14 protein-coding genes are annotated in these 16,320 nt (G+C 70.5%); all 14 read right to left on the bottom strand.

Going from position 1 to position 16,320, the window contains the following annotated elements; genetic code table 11:
• Positions 1-34: 34 nt before the first annotated feature.
• Positions 35-1,027, bottom strand: coding sequence for a polyprenyl synthetase family protein (locus ACW62_RS21980; RefSeq protein ID WP_053206255.1), 993 nt, complete (start codon positions 1,025-1,027; stop codon positions 35-37).
• Positions 1,028-1,079: 52 nt separating this feature from the next.
• Complete coding sequence (gene nuoN, locus ACW62_RS21975) at positions 1,080-2,606, bottom strand: NADH-quinone oxidoreductase subunit NuoN (RefSeq protein ID WP_053206254.1); 1,527 nt, start codon at positions 2,604-2,606, stop codon at positions 1,080-1,082.
• Complete coding sequence (locus tag ACW62_RS21970; protein ID WP_240477381.1) at positions 2,603-4,129, bottom strand: NADH-quinone oxidoreductase subunit M; 1,527 nt, start codon at positions 4,127-4,129, stop codon at positions 2,603-2,605. Before ACW62_RS21970 ends, nuoN begins: the two co-directional genes overlap by 4 nt.
• A gap of 11 nt (positions 4,130-4,140) precedes the next feature.
• The gene (nuoL, locus tag ACW62_RS21965; protein WP_053206358.1) at positions 4,141-5,994 is read right to left on the bottom strand and encodes an NADH-quinone oxidoreductase subunit L; all 1,854 of its coding nucleotides are present in this window, start codon (positions 5,992-5,994) and stop codon (positions 4,141-4,143) included.
• A 121-nt stretch (positions 5,995-6,115) separates the two neighbouring features.
• Positions 6,116-6,415, bottom strand: coding sequence for an NADH-quinone oxidoreductase subunit NuoK (nuoK, locus tag ACW62_RS21960; protein ID WP_053206252.1), 300 nt, complete (start codon positions 6,413-6,415; stop codon positions 6,116-6,118).
• Positions 6,412-7,236, bottom strand: a complete 825-nt coding sequence (locus ACW62_RS21955; RefSeq protein WP_083460035.1) for an NADH-quinone oxidoreductase subunit J — start codon at positions 7,234-7,236, stop codon at positions 6,412-6,414. Before ACW62_RS21955 ends, nuoK begins: the two co-directional genes overlap by 4 nt.
• On the bottom strand, positions 7,236-7,763 hold the full coding sequence (nuoI, locus tag ACW62_RS21950; RefSeq protein WP_240477380.1) for an NADH-quinone oxidoreductase subunit NuoI: 528 nt from the start codon (positions 7,761-7,763) through the stop codon (positions 7,236-7,238). The genes ACW62_RS21955 and nuoI overlap by 1 nt, the downstream gene beginning before the upstream one ends.
• Positions 7,756-9,072: an NADH-quinone oxidoreductase subunit NuoH gene (gene nuoH / locus ACW62_RS21945; protein ID WP_083460034.1), complete on the bottom strand. Its 1,317-nt coding sequence runs from the start codon at positions 9,070-9,072 to the stop codon at positions 7,756-7,758. Before nuoH ends, nuoI begins: the two co-directional genes overlap by 8 nt.
• Positions 9,069-11,525, bottom strand: coding sequence for an NADH-quinone oxidoreductase subunit G (locus ACW62_RS21940; protein WP_053206250.1), 2,457 nt, complete (start codon positions 11,523-11,525; stop codon positions 9,069-9,071). The genes nuoH and ACW62_RS21940 overlap by 4 nt, the downstream gene beginning before the upstream one ends.
• A complete protein-coding gene (nuoF, locus tag ACW62_RS21935; protein ID WP_053206249.1) occupies positions 11,525-12,841 on the bottom strand; it encodes an NADH-quinone oxidoreductase subunit NuoF in 1,317 nt (438 codons plus the stop codon). The genes ACW62_RS21940 and nuoF overlap by 1 nt, the downstream gene beginning before the upstream one ends.
• Complete coding sequence (gene nuoE, locus ACW62_RS21930; RefSeq protein ID WP_083460033.1) at positions 12,838-13,542, bottom strand: NADH-quinone oxidoreductase subunit NuoE; 705 nt, start codon at positions 13,540-13,542, stop codon at positions 12,838-12,840. The genes nuoF and nuoE overlap by 4 nt, the downstream gene beginning before the upstream one ends.
• Positions 13,539-14,900 carry an NADH-quinone oxidoreductase subunit D gene (locus ACW62_RS21925; protein ID WP_053206248.1) on the bottom strand — a complete coding sequence of 454 codons (1,362 nt, stop codon included), beginning with the start codon at positions 14,898-14,900 and terminating at the stop codon, positions 13,539-13,541. The genes nuoE and ACW62_RS21925 overlap by 4 nt, the downstream gene beginning before the upstream one ends.
• Complete coding sequence (locus tag ACW62_RS21920; RefSeq protein ID WP_205629523.1) at positions 14,900-15,763, bottom strand: NADH-quinone oxidoreductase subunit C; 864 nt, start codon at positions 15,761-15,763, stop codon at positions 14,900-14,902. Before ACW62_RS21920 ends, ACW62_RS21925 begins: the two co-directional genes overlap by 1 nt.
• On the bottom strand, positions 15,760-16,314 hold the full coding sequence (locus ACW62_RS21915) for a NuoB/complex I 20 kDa subunit family protein (protein WP_053206247.1): 555 nt from the start codon (positions 16,312-16,314) through the stop codon (positions 15,760-15,762). Before ACW62_RS21915 ends, ACW62_RS21920 begins: the two co-directional genes overlap by 4 nt.
• Positions 16,315-16,320 lie beyond the last annotated feature (6 nt).

Here is a 16,320-nt window from a genome sequence, read left to right as displayed (position 1 = left end):
GACGCTCGCTACGGCCGAGACCCAGGAGACACCCCTAGGACATCCGGGTGACGACGGTGTCGCAGAGGGCGTGCAGGGCGGCGCGGGCCGGAAGGTCCGGCAGCGCCGCCAGCGCGGCCCGGGCGTCGTCGGCCCAGCGACGGACGTCGGCGGACGCCTCGGCCATGGCCGGGTGTGCCCGCAGCAGCTCCAGCGCCTCCGCGTGGTCGGCGTCGTCGACCACGGGGCCGGAGATCAGCGACAGCAGCCGCTCGTCGCCCGGCCGGGCGGCCCGGCGGGCGTAGAGGACGGGCAGGGTGGCGACGCCCTCGCGGAGGTCGGTGCCGGGCGTCTTGCCGGACAACCGCTGGGAGCCGGCGATGTCGAGGAGGTCGTCGGCCAGCTGGAAGGCCATGCCGATGCGCTCGCCGAACTGGCCCAGCACCTCGACCTGCGACGGGTCGACGCCGGCGTGCAGCGCGCCCAACCGGGTGGACGCGGCGATGAGGGAGGCCGTCTTGTCGGACAGCACGGACAGATAGTGCGCGACGGCGTCTTCGTCCTCGCGCGGGCCGAGCGTCTCGTGCAACTGGCCGTGCACCAGGCGCTGGAACGTGCGCGCCTGGATGCGCACCGACTCGGGCCCGAGGTCGGCCAGGAGGTCGGAGGCGCAGGCGAACAGGAAGTCACCGGTGAGGATGGCGACGCTGTTGCCCCAGCGCGCGTTCGCGCTCTCCGCGCCGCGACGCAGCTGCGCCTCGTCCATGACGTCGTCGTGGTAGAGGGTGCCGACGTGGGTCAGCTCGACGACGACGGCGGCCGGCACGACCTTCGGCGCGTCGATGTCGCCGAAGCCGGAGGCCAACAGCGTGAGCATGGGCCGGAACCGCTTGCCGCCGGCCTGCGCCAGGTGCCGCGAACTCTCGCTGAGCATGGCGTCGTCGGTCTTCACCGCCGCCAGCAGCCGCGCCTCGACGTCGTCGAGGCCGGCGCTGATGGACGCCTCGAGTGCGCCGTCGACGGACGGTATGCCCAGACCGCTGCTCAACCCCGGCCCCTCCCTCGTAGCTGGGCACCTTCACCCAGCAGGAGCGTCCACTCTAACGAACGAAGATGGACGCCTGCTGCGCCAGGTCCAGCAGCGGACCGGGCACGATGCCCAGCAACAGCGTCGCCGCCGCGCCGACGGTGATGCCGACGGCCGTCCACAGGCTCGGCACCGCGACGGTCGGGCCCTCCGGCGCGGGGTCGCTGAAGAACATCAGCACGATCACCCGCACGTAGAAGAACGCCGCCACGGCGCTGGCGATGACGCCGACCACGACCAGCGGCGCGGCACCGCCGTCGATGGCCGCCGTGAACACCGTCAGCTTGCCGACGAAGCCGCTGGTGAGCGGGATCCCGGCGAAGGCCAGCAGGAACAGCGCGAACGTCGCCGCCAGCACCGGCGAGCGCCGGCCCAGCCCGGCCCACTTGGCCAGGTGGGTGGCCTCGCCGCCGGAGTCGCGGACCAGCGTGACGACGGCGAACGCGCCGAGCGTCGCGATGCCGTAGGTGGCCAGGTAGAACAGGATCGCCGCCGTGGCCGTCGAGTCGGCCGCCACCATCGCCGTCAGGACGAACCCGGCGTGCGCGATGGACGAGTAGGCCAGCATCCGCTTGATGTCGGTCTGCGTCAGGGCGACGACGGCGCCGACCAGCATGGTGGCGATGGCGACGGCCCACAGCATCGGCTGCCAGTCGGTGCGCAGCCCGCCGAACGCGACGTAGAACAGCCGCACCAGCGCGCCGAACGCGGCCAGCTTGGTGCACGCCGCCATGAACGCGGTGACGGGAGTCGGCGCGCCCTGGTAGACGTCCGGCGTCCACGAGTGGAACGGCACGGCGCCGACCTTGAACAGCAGGCCCACGGCCATCAGCCCGACGCCGGCCAGCAGGATGCCGTCCTGGCCGATGTTCGCCGTCAGCGCCTCGGAGATCTCACCGAAGCGCAGCGTGCCGGCGTAGCCGTACACGAACGCCATGCCGAACAGGAAGATCGCCGACGAGAACGCGCCGAGCAGGAAGTACTTGAGCGCCGCCTCCTGCGAGAGCAGCCGGCGCCGGCGGGCCATGCCGCACAGCAGGTACAGCGGCAGCGACATGACCTCGAGCGCGATGAACAGCATCAGCAGGTCGTTCGCGGCCGGGAACAGCAGCATGCCGCCGACGGCGAACAGCATCAGCGGGTAGACCTCGGTCTGCAGCCGCTGCTCACGGACGAGGATGCGCTCGTCCTCGCTGCCCGGCAGCGACGACGCGGCGGGGGCGAACGCGTCGCCGCCGGCCTCCAGCCGCCGCTCGGCGAAGAGCCCCACGCTGATGATGGCCAGCACGAGGATGGTGCCCTGCAGGAACAGCGCCGGCCCGTCGACGGCGACCGCGCCGACGGCCGCGACCATGTCGGTGCCGGCCAGCAGGATCACCTGGACCAGCGCCGCCACCAGCGCCAGCAGCGCCAGCCCGACCTGGACCGGGTGCCGCAGCTGCCGCGGGACGAACGCCTCGATCAGGACGCCGATGACGGCGGCGCCGAAGATCGTGATGAGCGGCGCCAGCTCCGCGTACTCGATGGTCGGGGCGTTCACCGGCCAGTCCCTTCCTCGACGTGTTCAGCGACGGGAGCCAGCGGCTCGGGTTGGTCGACACCGACTTCGACGAGCGTCGGCTCGACGGCCTCGTCGATCGCGTCGGTGAGCGGCTTCGGGAAGAACCCGACCACCAGCAGCAGCGCCAGCAGCGGGGCGACGACGGCGAGCTCGCGGGTGCGCAGGTCGGGCATGCCCTCGACGGCCGGACGCACCGGGCCGGTCATGGTGCGCTGGTAGAGCCACAGGATGTAGAGCGCGGACAGCACGATGCCCAGCGTCGCGACGATCGCCGCCGGCCGGTACCGGGTGAACGTCCCGGAGATCACCAGGAACTCCGACAGGAACGTCGACAGCGGCGGCAGCGCCAGCCCGGACAGGCCGGCGAACAGGAACACGCCGGCCAGCTTCGGCGCCGGCTTCTGCACGCCGCCGAAGTCGTCGACCTGCCGCGACCCGCGCCGGCTGATGAGGAAGCCGACGACGACGAACAGCGCGATGGTCGAGAGGCCGTGGTTGACCATGTAGAACGTCGCGCCGGTCGCGGACTGGCCGGTCAGCGCGAAGATGCCCAGCACGATGAAGCCGAAGTGCGAGATCGACGTGTAGCCGATCAGCCGCTTCATGTCGGTCTGGCCGATGGCCAGCAGCGCGCCGTAGATGATGCTGATGACGGCCAGCACGACGATCACCGGGGCGGCCTCACGCGACGCGTCCGGGAACAGCGGCAGCACCAGCGCGATCATGCCGTAGGTGCCGACCTTGTCGGCGACGCCGGACAGGAACGCCGCGTTCGACGGCGTCGCCTCGGCCGCGGCGTCGGGCAGCCAGGTGTGGAACGGCCACAGCGGCGCCTTGATCGCGAACGCCAGCATGAACCCGATGAACAGCCACCACTGGGTGGTGGTGTCGATGTCCAGGGCGACGAGGTCGGGCAGGAAGAACGACGGGTTCCCGGCCTCGACGGACTGCACGTACAGCCCGATGACGGCGGCCAGCATGGCCAGCCCGCCGACCAGGTTGTACAGCAGGAACTTCACCGCGGCGTAGCGGCGCTGCGGGCCGCCGTACATGCCGATCATGAAGTACAGCGGGATCAGCATCGCCTCGAAGACGACGTAGAACAGCAGTACGTCCTGCGAGAGGAACGCGGTCAGCGTCAGCGCCTCGACGGACAGCAGCAGCGCGAAGAACGCCTTCGGGTCGCGCTTCTCGTCCTCGGCCTCGTGCCACATGGCCAGCGCGACGATGGGCGTCGCCAGCACCGTCAGCGCGACCAGCGCGAGGCTGATGCCGTGGAGGTCCAGCGCCCACGAGGCACCGAGCTCGGGGATCCACTCGTAGGTCTCCGGCTCGACGCCCATGTCGACGTCGAACAGGTACTGGAGGCTGATCAGCGCGCCGACGATCAGCGTCAGCACCGCGAAACCGGTCGCGACCTGCTTGGCGAGCGTGCCCCGCCCGGACGGCACCAGGGCGGTGAGCACCGCCCCGAGCGCCGGCAGCGCGATGAGCGTGGTCAACCAGGGAAAGGTCACGGAAGCCTCACCAACAGCATGGCCAGCACGACGACAGCGACGCCGCCGAGCATCGTCACGGCATAGGAACGGACGAAACCGGTCTGCCAGCGCCGCATGCGGGCCGACAGGCCGCCGACGGCGGTGGCGGTGCCGACCACGGCGCCGTCGACGCCGCGGTTCTCGAAGTAGACCAGCGAGCGGGTCAGGTACTGGCCCGGCCGCATGAACACCGCCTCGTTGAACGCGTCGCCGTAGAGGTCGTTGCGGGCGGCGACGGTGATCGCGTTGCCGGCCGGGACGTCCTCGCGGACCGCGCGGCGCCCGAACATCGCCCAGGCGACAGCGACGCCGACGACGACGGTGGCCAGCGTGATGGTGATCAGCAGCCAGAGCGGCATCGGAAGGTCGTGGTGCGCCTCACCGGTGACCGGCGCGAGCCAGTCGACGATGCCGGCGCCCAGGTACAGCAGCCCGAACCCGCCGACGACGGACAGCGCGCCGAGCACCCAGAGCGGCCCGGTCATGACCGGCGGCGACTCGTGCGGCAGCTCGCTCTGCTTCCAGCGGCGGTTGCCGAAGAACGTCATCAGCATGAGGCGGGTCATGTAGAACGCGGTGATGCCGGCGCCGATCAGCGTGGCCAGGCCGGTGATCCAGTTGTCCGCGAACGCCGCCTCGATGATCTTGTCCTTGGAGAAGTACCCGGCGAACGGCGGGATGCCGATGATGGCCAGGTAGCCCATCGCGAAGGTGAGGAAGGTGGCCGGCATGAGGATGCGCAGGCCGCCGTAGCGGCGCATATTCACCTCGTCGTTCATGCCGTGCATCACCGAGCCGGCGCCGAGGAACATGTTGGCCTTGAAGAAGCCGTGCGTCAGCAGGTGGAAGATCGCGAACGCGTACCCGGCCGGGCCGAGCCCCGCCGCGAGCACCATGTAGCCGATCTGGCTCATGGTGGAACCGGCCAGCGCCTTCTTGATGTCGTCCTTGGCGCAACCGATGATCGCACCCATCAGCAGCGTGATCGCGCCGACGACGACGACCGCGGTGCGCGCGTCCGGCGCGAGGTCGTAGATCGCGGCGGACCGGACGATCAGGTAGACGCCGGCGGTCACCATGGTGGCCGCGTGGATCAGCGCCGACACCGGGGTCGGGCCCTCCATCGCGTCCAGCAGCCAGGACTGCAGCGGGAACTGCGCCGACTTGCCACACGCGCCGAGCAGCAGGAACAGGCCGATGACGGTGAGCCAGCCGGTCGACGCGCCCTCGGCGGACGAGAACACCACGTCGAACGCCGTCGACCCGAAGACCGCGATCATCGACGCCATCGCGAGGACCATGCCCATGTCGCCGACGCGGTTGACGACGAACGCCTTCTTGGCCGCGACCGACGCCGAGTCCTTGTGCTGCCAGAACCCGATCAGCAGGTACGACGCCAGGCCGACGCCCTCCCAGCCGATGAACATCACCAGGTAGTCCGACGCGAGCACCAGCAGCAGCATCGCCGCGACGAACAGGTTCAGGTAGCCGAAGAACCGGCGCCGCCGCTCGTCGTGCTCCATGTAGCCGATCGAGTAGATGTGGATCAGCGACCCGACACCGGTGATCAGCAGCACGAACGAGATCGACAGCTGGTCCAGCAGCAGACTGACGTCGACGCTGTAGCCGCCGGCGTTGACGTACTCCCAGAGTTGGACGGTGAACGCGCGGCCGTCGGACGGCTCGCCGACCATGGCGAAGAACAGCACCAGGCCCATGACGAACGAGGCGATCGACGCCGCGCAGCCGATCAGGTGGCCGACCTTGTCGGTGCGGCGCCCGCCGACCAGCAGGATCGCGGCGCCCAGCAGCGGGAACGCGATCAGCAGCCAGGTGAGGTCGAAGACGCCGGTCGCCTCGGCGACCGCCTGGCCGCCGCCGTGCCCGCCCTCGGTGGCGACAGCCGTCGCCAGCGCGCTGAGTGTGGAAGTCACTGGTTCCTCACGCCCGTCAGAGCTTCAGCAGGCTGGCGTCGTCGACCGACGCGGACCTGCGAGTTCGGAAGATCGTCACGATGATCGCCAGCCCGACGACGACCTCGGCCGCCGCCACGACCATGACGAAGAACGCCACGATCTGGCCGTCGAGGTTGCCGTGCATCCGGGCGAAGGTGACGAACGCCAGGTTGCCCGCGTTGAGCATGAGCTCCACGGACATGAACGCCACCAGCGCGTTGCGCCGGATGAGCACGCCGGCCGCGCCGATCGAGAACAGGATGATCGACAGCACCAGGTAGTTGGTCGGGTTCATGCGCGCTCACCTCCGGATGCGTCGTCGTCGGGTCCGGGCTCGCCCGCCGGCTCGTCCGCGTCGCCCTCGGCCGCCGCCTCGATGTCGGCCGGGGTCGGATGGTGCCGGAACTCGTCGGTGGAGCGGGCGGCGCCGCGGGCGACCAGCACCCGGTTGACCGAGTCCTCGCTGGGCGTGCCGTCGGGCAGCAGCGCCGGGGTGTCGACGGCGTTGTGCCGCGCGTACACGCCGGGGACGGGGAGGCCGGCGGCGTCGCCGGGCGCGCCCTCGCTGAACCGCTTGATCGACAGTTCCCGCTGGGTGGCCTTGGCGACGATCCGCTCGCGATGGGTCAGCGTCATGGCGCCGACGGCGGCGGTGATCAGCAGCGCGGCCACCACCTCGAAGGCCCACACGTAGGTGCCGAAGATCGCGTCGGCGATGGCCGGGACGTTGCCGTCCGGCGTGGCCTGTGCGAGCCCGGCCGGCTCCTCCGGCAGCGTCGCCCGGATGGTGACGCCGGCCAGCAGCAGCACGACGCCGGTGACGGCGAGCGTCGCCGCGACCCGCTGGCCGCGGATGGTCTCGACCCGGGAGTCGGAGGAGTCGATGCCGATCAGCATGATCACGAACAGGAACAGCATCATGATCGCGCCGGTGTAGACGACGATCTGCACGACGCCGAGGAACGGCGCCTCCTGCGCGATATAGAACAGCGCGAGCGAGATCATCGTCGCGGCCAGGCTCAGCGCGCCGTGCACGGCCTTGCGGGAGAACACCAGGCCGAGCGCACCCAGCACGGCGATGGGCGCCATGATCCAGAACAGGGCTGCCTCGCCCATCAGGCCCCCTCACCGCTGGAGCGGCCGAGGCCGGCGCCGAGGTAGTAGTCGCGCTCGTCGTCGCCGAGCCGCATCGGGTGCGGCGGCTCCTCCATGCCGGGCAGCAGCGGCGCGAGCAGGTCCTTCTTCTCGTAGATGAGGCTCTCGCGGGTGTGGTCGGCCAGCTCGTACTCGTTGGTCATCGTCAGCGCGCGGGTCGGGCACGCCTCGATGCACAGCCCGCAGAGGATGCAGCGCAGGTAGTTGATCTGGTAGACGCGGCCGTACCGCTCGCCCGGCGAGAAGCGCTCGTCCTCGGTGTTGGAGGCGCCCTCGACGTAGATGGCGTCGGCCGGGCAGGCCCACGCGCACAGCTCGCACCCGATGCACTTCTCCAGCCCGTCGGGGTGCCGGTTGAGCTGGTGCCGGCCGTGGAACCGCGGCGCCACCGGATGCGGGTGCTCCGGGTACTGCTCGGTGACCGGCTTGCGGAACATGGTCCGGAACGTGACTCCGAACCCCGCCACCGGGTCGAGGAACTTAGGCACGACTGCTCTCCTCGGTACGGTCATCAGTCTGGGTGGTGGCCGCGGGGATGCGCACCGCCACGAACTCCTGGCCCGGCATCGGCGGCACCGGGTGGCCGCCGGCGAACGCGTCGAACTCCGGTGGCTCGGCCGGCTCGGGTTCGGCCGGTGTCTTCTTCTCCGGGATCAGCAGGCTGCCGATCAGCAGCACCGCGACCGCGATACCGCCGTACAGGAGGATCTGGTTGCGCTCGACGCCCTCATTGAACGCCAGCCGCATGCCGGCCACCGCCACGATCCAGACCAGCGAGACCGGCAGCAGCACCTTCCAGCAGAAGTGCATGAACTGGTCGTACCGCAGCCGGGGCAGGGTGCCGCGCAGCCAGACGAAGACGAAGATCAGCAGCATCACCTTGCCGAAGAACCACAGCAGCGGCCACCAGCCGGTGTTGAACATGCCGTCGTTGATCGCCGAGATCGGCCATGGCGCCCGCCAGCCGCCCAGGAACAGCGTGGTGGCGATGGCCGAGACGTTCACCATGTTGATGTACTCGGCGAGGAAGAACATCGCGTACTTGATCGAGGAGTACTCGGTGCCCCAGCCGGCCACCAGCTCGCCCTCGGCCTCCGGCAGGTCGAACGGGGCCCGGTTGGTCTCGCCGACCATCGAGATGAGGTAGATGACGAACGACGGCAGCAGGATGATGCCGTACCAGAGCCGCTCCTGCTCCGCGACGATGCCCGACGTCGACATGGTGCCGGCGAACAGGAAGACGCCGACGAACGACAGCCCCATGACCAGCTCGTACGAGATGACCTGGGCGGTCGAGCGCAGGCCGCCGAGCAGCGGGTAGGTCGAGCCGCTGGACCAGCCGGCCATCATCAGCCCGTACACGCCGACCGACGCGATGGCCAGCGTGAACAGCACCGCCACCGGCATGTCGGTGAGCTGCAGCCGGGTCTCCTGGCCGAAGATCGAGACCTCGGGGCCCAGCGGGATGACCGCGAGGATCAGGAACGACGGGATCACCGCCACGAGTGGCGCGGCGATGTAGACGATCTTGTCGGCCGCCTTCGGGACGATGTCCTCTTTGAACATCAGCTTCACACCGTCGGCGAGGCTCTGCAGGCTGCCGAACGGCCCGGTGCGGTTCGGGCCGAGGCGGTGCTGCATGCGCGCCACGACCTTGCGCTCGAAGACGATGTTGAACAGCGTCAGAACGACACAGATGACGAAGATCGCCAGGCACTTGATGGCGATGATCCACCAGGGGTCGTTGCCGAAGCCGGCGACCTCGTCCCCGGTGGTCTCAGCGGCGATCGCGATCACGACTCGATACCTCCACCCGCGAGCTTCACGACGTGCCCGGCGCCGGCGCCCAGCAACTGGTGCAGCGTCGAACCGTTCGAGTTCTCCGGCAGCCAGACCACCCGGTCGGGCATGTCCGTCACCCGCACCGGCACGCTGACCGAGCCGGTCCCGGTGCGCACGGTGAGCCAGTCGCCGTCGGAGACGCCCACCTCGGCGGCGGTGCCGGCGGAGATGCGCGCCTCGGCCTTCTTCGCCGTCGCCGCGAGGTGCGGCTCGCCGTCCTGCAGCCGGCCGCTGTCGAGCAGGAGCTTCCAGCTGGCCAGCACCGCCTCACGCTCGCCGGGCCGCGGCGGGCCGGCGGGCGGGGTGTCGGTGGACTCCGGCCTGGCGCCGTCCCAGACGCCCAGCTCGGCAATCTCGGCGCGGACGTCGTCGACGTCGCGCAGCCCGAGCCGGATGCCCAGCTCGTCCGCGATGGCGTCGAGCACGGCGGCGTCGCTGAGCGACGGCGTCTGCGCGAGCACCGCGGGGAACGGCCGGGCCCGGCCCTCCCAGTTGAGGAACGTGCCGGCCTTCTCGACCGGCGGCGCCACCGGCAGCACGACGTCGGCCAGCTCGGTGACCTCGCTGTGCCGCACCTCGAGGCTGACGACGAAGCCGGCCGCCTCGATGGCGCGCTTCGCCGCGGCCGGGTCGGGCAGGTCGGCCAACTCGACGCCAGCCACCAGCGCGCCGGCCAGCACGCCGCTGGACAGCGCGGACAGGATGCCGGTGGTGTCGCGGCCGGGCAGCGACGGCAGCGTCTCGACGGACCAGGCGGCGGCGACGTCGACCCGGGCCTCCGGGTCGGCGACCGGCCGGCCGCCGGGCAGCAGCGTCGGCAGCGCGCCGGCCTCGAGCGCGCCGCGCTCGCCGGCCCGCCGCGGCACCCAGGCCAGCCGGGCGCCGGTGACGGTGGCGACGCGGGCGGCCGCGGACAGCCCGCCCGGGATGGTCGCCAGCCGGGAGCCGACCAGGATGACGGCGCCCTTCGCGCGCAGCGCCTCGCCCAGGTAGGCGACGCGGTCGTCGCCGAGGGTGACGGCGTTGAGGATCTCCGGCTCGGTGCCCGGCGCGGCCGGCAGCAGCGTGCCGCCGGCCTTCGTCAGGCCACGGGTCGCGAACGCCGCGATGGCGTGCACCTGCGTGCCGTTCTTCCGGTTGGCCTTGCGCAGCCGCAGGAACAGCGCGCCGGCCTCCTCCTCGGGCTCCAGCCCGACCAGCAGCACCGCCGGCGCCTGCTCGACGTCGGTGAAGGTGACGCCCAGCCCGGACCCGGCGATCGAGGCCAGGAAGCCGGCCTCCTCGGCCGAGTGCGGCCGCGCGCGGAAGTCGACGTCGTTGGTGTCGAGGGCGACCCGGGCGAACTTCGCGTACGCGTAGGCGTCCTCGTGCGTCAGCCGGCCGCCGGTCAGGACGCCGACGCCGCCGGCGTCGCGCGAGCGGGCCAGCCCCTGCGACGCGAGGGTCAGCGCCTCCGGCCACGACGCCGGGACCAGTTCACCGGTCTCCTCGTCGCGGACCAGCGGGTGGGTGATGCGGTCGTCGAGCGTGGGCCAGCGGAACGCGAAGCGGTCCTTGTCGGTGATCCACTCCTCGTTCACCTCGGGGTCGTCGCCGGCCAGCCGGCGCATGACCGCGCCGCGGCGGTGGTCGACCCGGATCGCGCTGCCGCAGGCGTCGTGCTCGGCGACGGACGGGACCGAGACGAGGTCGAACGGCCGGGACCGGAACCGGTACGCCGCGCTGGTCAGCGCGCCCACCGGGCAGATCTGGATGGTGTTGCCGGAGAAGTAGCTCTCGAACGGCTCCTTCTCGTAGATGCCGACCTGCTGCAGCGAGCCGCGTTCGAGCAGCTCGATGAACGGGTCGCCGGCGATCTCCTTGGAGAACCGGGTGCACCGGGCGCACAGCACGCAGCGCTCGCGGTCCAGCAGCACCTGCGCGGAGATGTTGATCGGCTTCGGATAGGTCCGCTTCTTGCCCTCGTAGCGCGAGTCGCCGCGGCCGTTGCTCATCGCCTGGTTCTGCAGCGGGCACTCGCCGCCCTTGTCGCAGACCGGGCAGTCGAGCGGGTGGTTGATCAGCAGGAACTCCATGATCCCCTGCTGCGCCTTGTCGGCGACCGGCGAGGAGAACTGGGTGTTGATCACCATGCCCGGCGTGACGGTGAGCGTGCAGGACGCCTGCGGCTTGGGCATGCCGCGGCCGTTGCCCATGTCGGGCACCTCGACCATGCACTGGCGGCAGGCGCCGACGGGCTCGAGCAGCGGGTGGTCGCAGAACCGCGGGATCTGGATGCCGATGAGCTCGGCGGCGCGGATGACCAGCGTGCCCTCGGGCACGCTCACCTCGAAGCCGTCGATGGTGACCGTCACCAGGTTCGGCTGCGGCTCCACGGTGTCGGACGTGGAGTTGGTCGTCACGGTCATCAGGCCTTGGCCCCCAGTTCCTGCACGAACAGCGTCGAGGCGGCCGGGTCGAACGGACAGCCGCCGTGCTCGAAGTGCGCGATGTACTCGTCGCGGAAGTGCTGGATGGTCGAGACCACCGGTGCCACCCCGCCGTCGGCGAGCGCGCAGAACGAGCGGCCAGCGATGTTATCGCTCATGTCCAGCAGCTTGTCCAGATCGGCCTCGGTGCCGTCGCCCTTCTCCAGGCGTTCGAGGATCTGCACCATCCACCAGAAGCCCTCACGGCAGGGCGTGCACTTGCCGCAGGACTCGTGCTTGTAGAACTCGATCCACCGCTCGGTGGCGCGGACGACACAGGTGGTGTCGTCGAAGATCTGCAGCGCCCGGGTGCCCAGCAGCGAGCCGGCACCTGCCATCCCCTCGAAGTCCAGCGGGAGGTCGATGTGCTCGGCGGTGAGGACCGGCGTGGACGAGCCGCCCGGCGTCCAGAACTTCAGCTCGTGACCGGCCCGGATGCCGCCGGCCATGTCCAGCAGCTCGCGCAGCGTGATGCCCAGCGGCGCCTCGTACTGGCCCGGCTTCGTCACGTGCCCGGACAGCGAGAAGATGCCGTAGCCGGGCGACTTCTCGCTGCCCATGCCGCGGAACCACTCGGCGCCGCCGGCGATGATCGACGGCACCGACGCGATGGTCTCGACGTTGTTGATGACGGTCGGCGACGCGTACAGGCCGGCCACCGCCGGGAACGGCGGCTTGAGCCGCGGCTGTCCCCGTCGCCCCTCGAGCGAGTCGAGCAGCGCGGTCTCCTCGCCGCAGATGTACGCGCCGGCGCCCGCGTGCACGACGACGTCGAGATCGAACCCGGAGCCGAGGATGTCCTGGCCCAGGTAGCCGGCCTCGTACGCCTCGGCGACGGCGTTCAGCACCCGGCGGAACACGTGCAGCACCTCGCCGCGCACATAGATGAACGCGTGCTTGGCGCCGATGGCGTAGGACGTGATGATGACGCCCTCGACCAGCACGTGCGGGTCGGCCATCATCAGCGGGATGTCCTTGCAGGTGCCCGGCTCGGACTCGTCGGCGTTCACGACCAGGTAGGTCGGCTTCGGCGAGTCCTTCGGGATGAAGCTCCACTTCATCCCGGTCGGGAAGCCGGCGCCGCCGCGGCCGCGCAGGCCGGAGTCCTTGACGATCTCGACGACGTCCTCGGGCTTGCGCTGCAGCGCGCGGCGCAGTGCCTTGTAGCCGCCGGCCTTCTCGTAGTTGCGCCGGGTGAACGCGTCGGACTGGTCCCAGCGGGCGGTGAGGACCGGGGTGAGGGTCGTGTCACTCACTTCTTGCTACCTCCCAGCTCGCGCTGACCGCCCTCGGGCGCCGTCCAGCCGTTCTCGTGCGCCAGTTCCAGGCCCACGACCGAGGCCGGGCCGGCGGCGACGCCCTCGGTGGCGAGGTCGTCGGGGAACCCGGCCAGCACCCGCTCGGCCTGCTTCCACGAGCAGATGCGCGGGCCGCGGGTGGAGCGGACCTCCTCGCCGGCACGCAGCCGGTCGACCAGCTCGCGCGCGGACTGCGGCGTCTGGTTGTCCATGAACTCCCAGTTGACCATCATCACCGGCGCGTAGTCGCAGGCCGCGTTGCACTCGACCCGCTCCAGCGAGACCTTGCCGTCGTCGGTCGTCTCGTCGTGCCCGACGCCGAGGTACTCGGACAGGTCGTCCCAGATCGCGTCGCCGCCCATGACGGCGCACAGCGTGTTCGTGCAGACGCCGACGTGGTAGTCGCCGACCGGGCGGCGCTTGTACATCGTGTAGAACGTCGCGACGGCCGCGACCTCGGCCTCGGTGATGTCGAGCACCTCGGCGCACAGCTCGATGCCCTCCGGGGTGACGTACCCCTGGTGCGCCTGCACGAGGTGCAGCATCGGCAGCAGCGCGGAGCGCGGCTCCGGGTAGCGGGCGATGATCTCAGCCATCTCCGCCCGGACGGTGTCGTCCAGCGGGCTGATCGCGGCCTGTGTGTCGTTCACGTCGGTCATCGGTCACATCCACCCATCACCGGGTCGAGGCTCGCGACGGACACGATGACGTCGGCCACCATCGAACCCTCGCACATCGCCGGTACGGCCTGCAGGTTGTTGAAGGACGGGTCGCGGAAGTGCACCCGCCACGGGCGCGTGCCGCCGTCGGACACCACGTGCGCGCCGAGCTCGCCACGCGGGCTCTCGATCGGCACGTACACCTCGCCGGCCGGGACCCGGAAGCCCTCGGTCACCAGCTTGAAGTGGTGGATCAGCGCCTCCATCGACTCACCCATGATGTGCCGGATGTGGTCGAGGGAGTTGCCCATGCCGTCGCTGCCGATGGCCAACTGGGCCGGCCACGCGATCTTCTTGTCCCCGACCATGACCGGGCCGGGCTCCAGCCGGTCCAGGCACTGCTCGACGATCTTCAGCGACTCCTTCATCTCGTCGATGCGGATGCGGAAGCGCCCGTAGGAGTCGGCGGAGTCGCGGGTGGGCACCTCGAAGTCGTAGGTCTCGTAGCCGCAGTACGGCTGCGACTTGCGCAGGTCCCACGGCAGGCCGGTGGAGCGCAGCACCGGACCGGTGATGCCCAGCGCCATGCAGCCGGCGAGGTCGAGGTACCCGACGTCGACCGTGCGGCCCTTGAAGACCGGGTTCTCGTTGCAGAACGCCTCGTAGGAGCCGATGTGGTCCCACATCCAGCGCAGGTACTCGCGGATGCTCTCGACCGCGCCGGGCGGGAGGTCCTGCGCGACGCCGCCGGGGCGGATGTACGCGCTGTTCATGCGCAGGCCGGTGATCAGCTCGAACAGGTCGAGCGTGCGCTCGCGCTCGCGGAACCCGTTGGTCATGACGGTGAGCGCGCCCATCTCCATGCCGCCGGTCGCGATGCAGACCAGGTGCGACGAGATGCGGTTGAGCTCCATCATCATGACGCGGATGACGTTGGCCCGCTCGGGGATGTCGTCGGTGATGCCGAGCAGCTTCTCGACGCCCAGCACGTACGCGGCCTCGTTGAAGAACGGGGACAGGTAGTCCATGCGGGTCACGAACGTGACCCCCTGGGTCCACGTCCGGTACTCCATGTTCTTCTCGATGCCGGTGTGCAGGTAGCCGATGCCGCACCGGGCCTCGGTGACGTTCTCGCCGTCGAGCTCGAGGATGAGCCGGAGCACGCCGTGCGTCGACGGGTGCTGCGGGCCCATGTTGACGACGATGCGCTCCTCGCCCGCGGCGGCCGCGCCGACCACGTCGTCCCAGTCCTGACCGGTGACGGTGTAGACGGGGCCCTCGGTGGTCTCGCGAACGCCCGCGTACGGGTCGTCGGTGTCGTCGCCGGCCGGGGTGAAGGTGACGTCCTGCTGGCTCATCAGTTGTACGCCCTCCGCTCGTCCGGCGGCGCGATGGTCGCGCCCTTGTACTCCACGGGGATGCCTCCGAGCGGGTAGTCCTTGCGCTGCGGGTGCCCCGGCCAGTCGTCCGGCATCTGGATGCGGGTCAGCGCCGGGTGGCCGTCGAAGAGGATCCCGAAGAAGTCGTACGTCTCGCGCTCGTGCCAGTTGGCCGACGGGTACGTGTGGACGATCGACGGGACGTGCGGGTCGGTCTCGGGGCAGGTGACCTCGAGATTGACCCGGCGGTTGTGCGTGATCGAGAGCAGCTGGATGTGGACGTGCAACTCGCTGCCGATCTCCTCCGGGTAGTGCACGCCGTTGACGCCCATGCACATCTCGAACCGCAGCAGCGGGTCGTCGCGGAACGTCCGCGCGACCTCGGCCAGCTTCTCGCGCTTCACGAAGAAGGTGATCTGGCCGCGGTCGACCAGCACCTTGTCGAACGCGTCGGCGTCGGTGCCACCGGCCTCCTGCAGCGCCGCGCTGACGTCGTCGCCGAGCGCCTCCAGCTGCTCCGGCCACGGGCGCGGGGTGGAGCCGCCACGGACCGGGTTGGCGTCGCGGACCACCAGCCGGCCGTAGCCGGAGGTGTCGCCGCTGCCGCCGTAGGCGCCGAACATGCCGCGCCGGGACGGGTGCTCGGGCGGGAGCGCCGGGCCCTCCGGCTCGGCCGGGAGCGACTCCTCCTCGGGCTCCTCGGCGGCGGCCTCGGGCTCCGCGTCAGCGGGCGCCTCCGCGGCGCTCTGCTCCTCGACGGGGCTGGTCTCGGCGCGCGTCCGCGAGGCCTCCTCGACCTCTTCCGGATCTTGCTTGCCGCTCTGCGGGTCGTTGTCGCTCACCGGAGCAGGCCCTTCATCTCGTGCGTGGCCTCGGCCCGCAGCGCCAGCTGCTCGGCCTCGGCGTCGGCCGCGACCTTGTGCGCGCCCAGTTTGGTGTGCTGGATCTGGTCGTGCAGCTTGAGGATCGCGTCGATCAGCATCTCCGGCCGCGGCGGGCAGCCCGGCAGGTAGACGTCGACGGGCACGACGTGGTCGACGCCCTGGACGATGGCGTAGTTGTTGAACATGCCGCCGGACGAGGCGCAGACGCCCATCGACAGCACCCACTTCGGGTTGGCCATCTGGTCGTAGATCTGCCGCAGCACCGGGGCCATCTTCTGGCTCACCCGGCCGGCGACGATCATGAGGTCGGCCTGCCGCGGCGAGGCGCGGAACACCTCCATGCCGAAGCGGGCGGAGTCGTGCCGGGGACCGCCGAACGCCATCATCTCGATGGCGCAGCAGGCCAGGCCGAACGTCGCCGGCCAGACCGAGCCCTTGCGCATGTAGCCCAGCAGGCCCTCGACGGTGCTCAGCAGCACGCCGGACGGAAGCTTCTCTTCAACACCCATGATTCG

Source organism: Jiangella muralis, assembly GCF_001270745.1.
GTDB lineage: Bacteria > Actinomycetota > Actinomycetes > Jiangellales > Jiangellaceae > Jiangella > Jiangella muralis.
Note: the sequence above shows the minus strand (reverse complement) of the source record. Positions and strands in the feature narration are given on the sequence as shown.

Coding starts and splice junctions, on each gene's coding strand:
- ACW62_RS21915 (WP_053206247.1), bottom strand. CDS start 16,314: ATGGGTGTTGAAGAGAAGCTTCCGTCCGGCGTGCTGCTGAGCACCGTC.
- nuoE (WP_083460033.1), bottom strand. CDS start 13,542: ATGACCGACGTGAACGACACACAGGCCGCGATCAGCCCGCTGGACGAC.
- nuoK (WP_053206252.1), bottom strand. CDS start 6,415: ATGAACCCGACCAACTACCTGGTGCTGTCGATCATCCTGTTCTCGATC.
- ACW62_RS21940 (WP_053206250.1), bottom strand. CDS start 11,525: ATGACCGTGACGACCAACTCCACGTCCGACACCGTGGAGCCGCAGCCG.
- ACW62_RS21955 (WP_083460035.1), bottom strand. CDS start 7,236: ATGGGCGAGGCAGCCCTGTTCTGGATCATGGCGCCCATCGCCGTGCTG.
- ACW62_RS21925 (WP_053206248.1), bottom strand. CDS start 14,900: ATGAGCCAGCAGGACGTCACCTTCACCCCGGCCGGCGACGACACCGAC.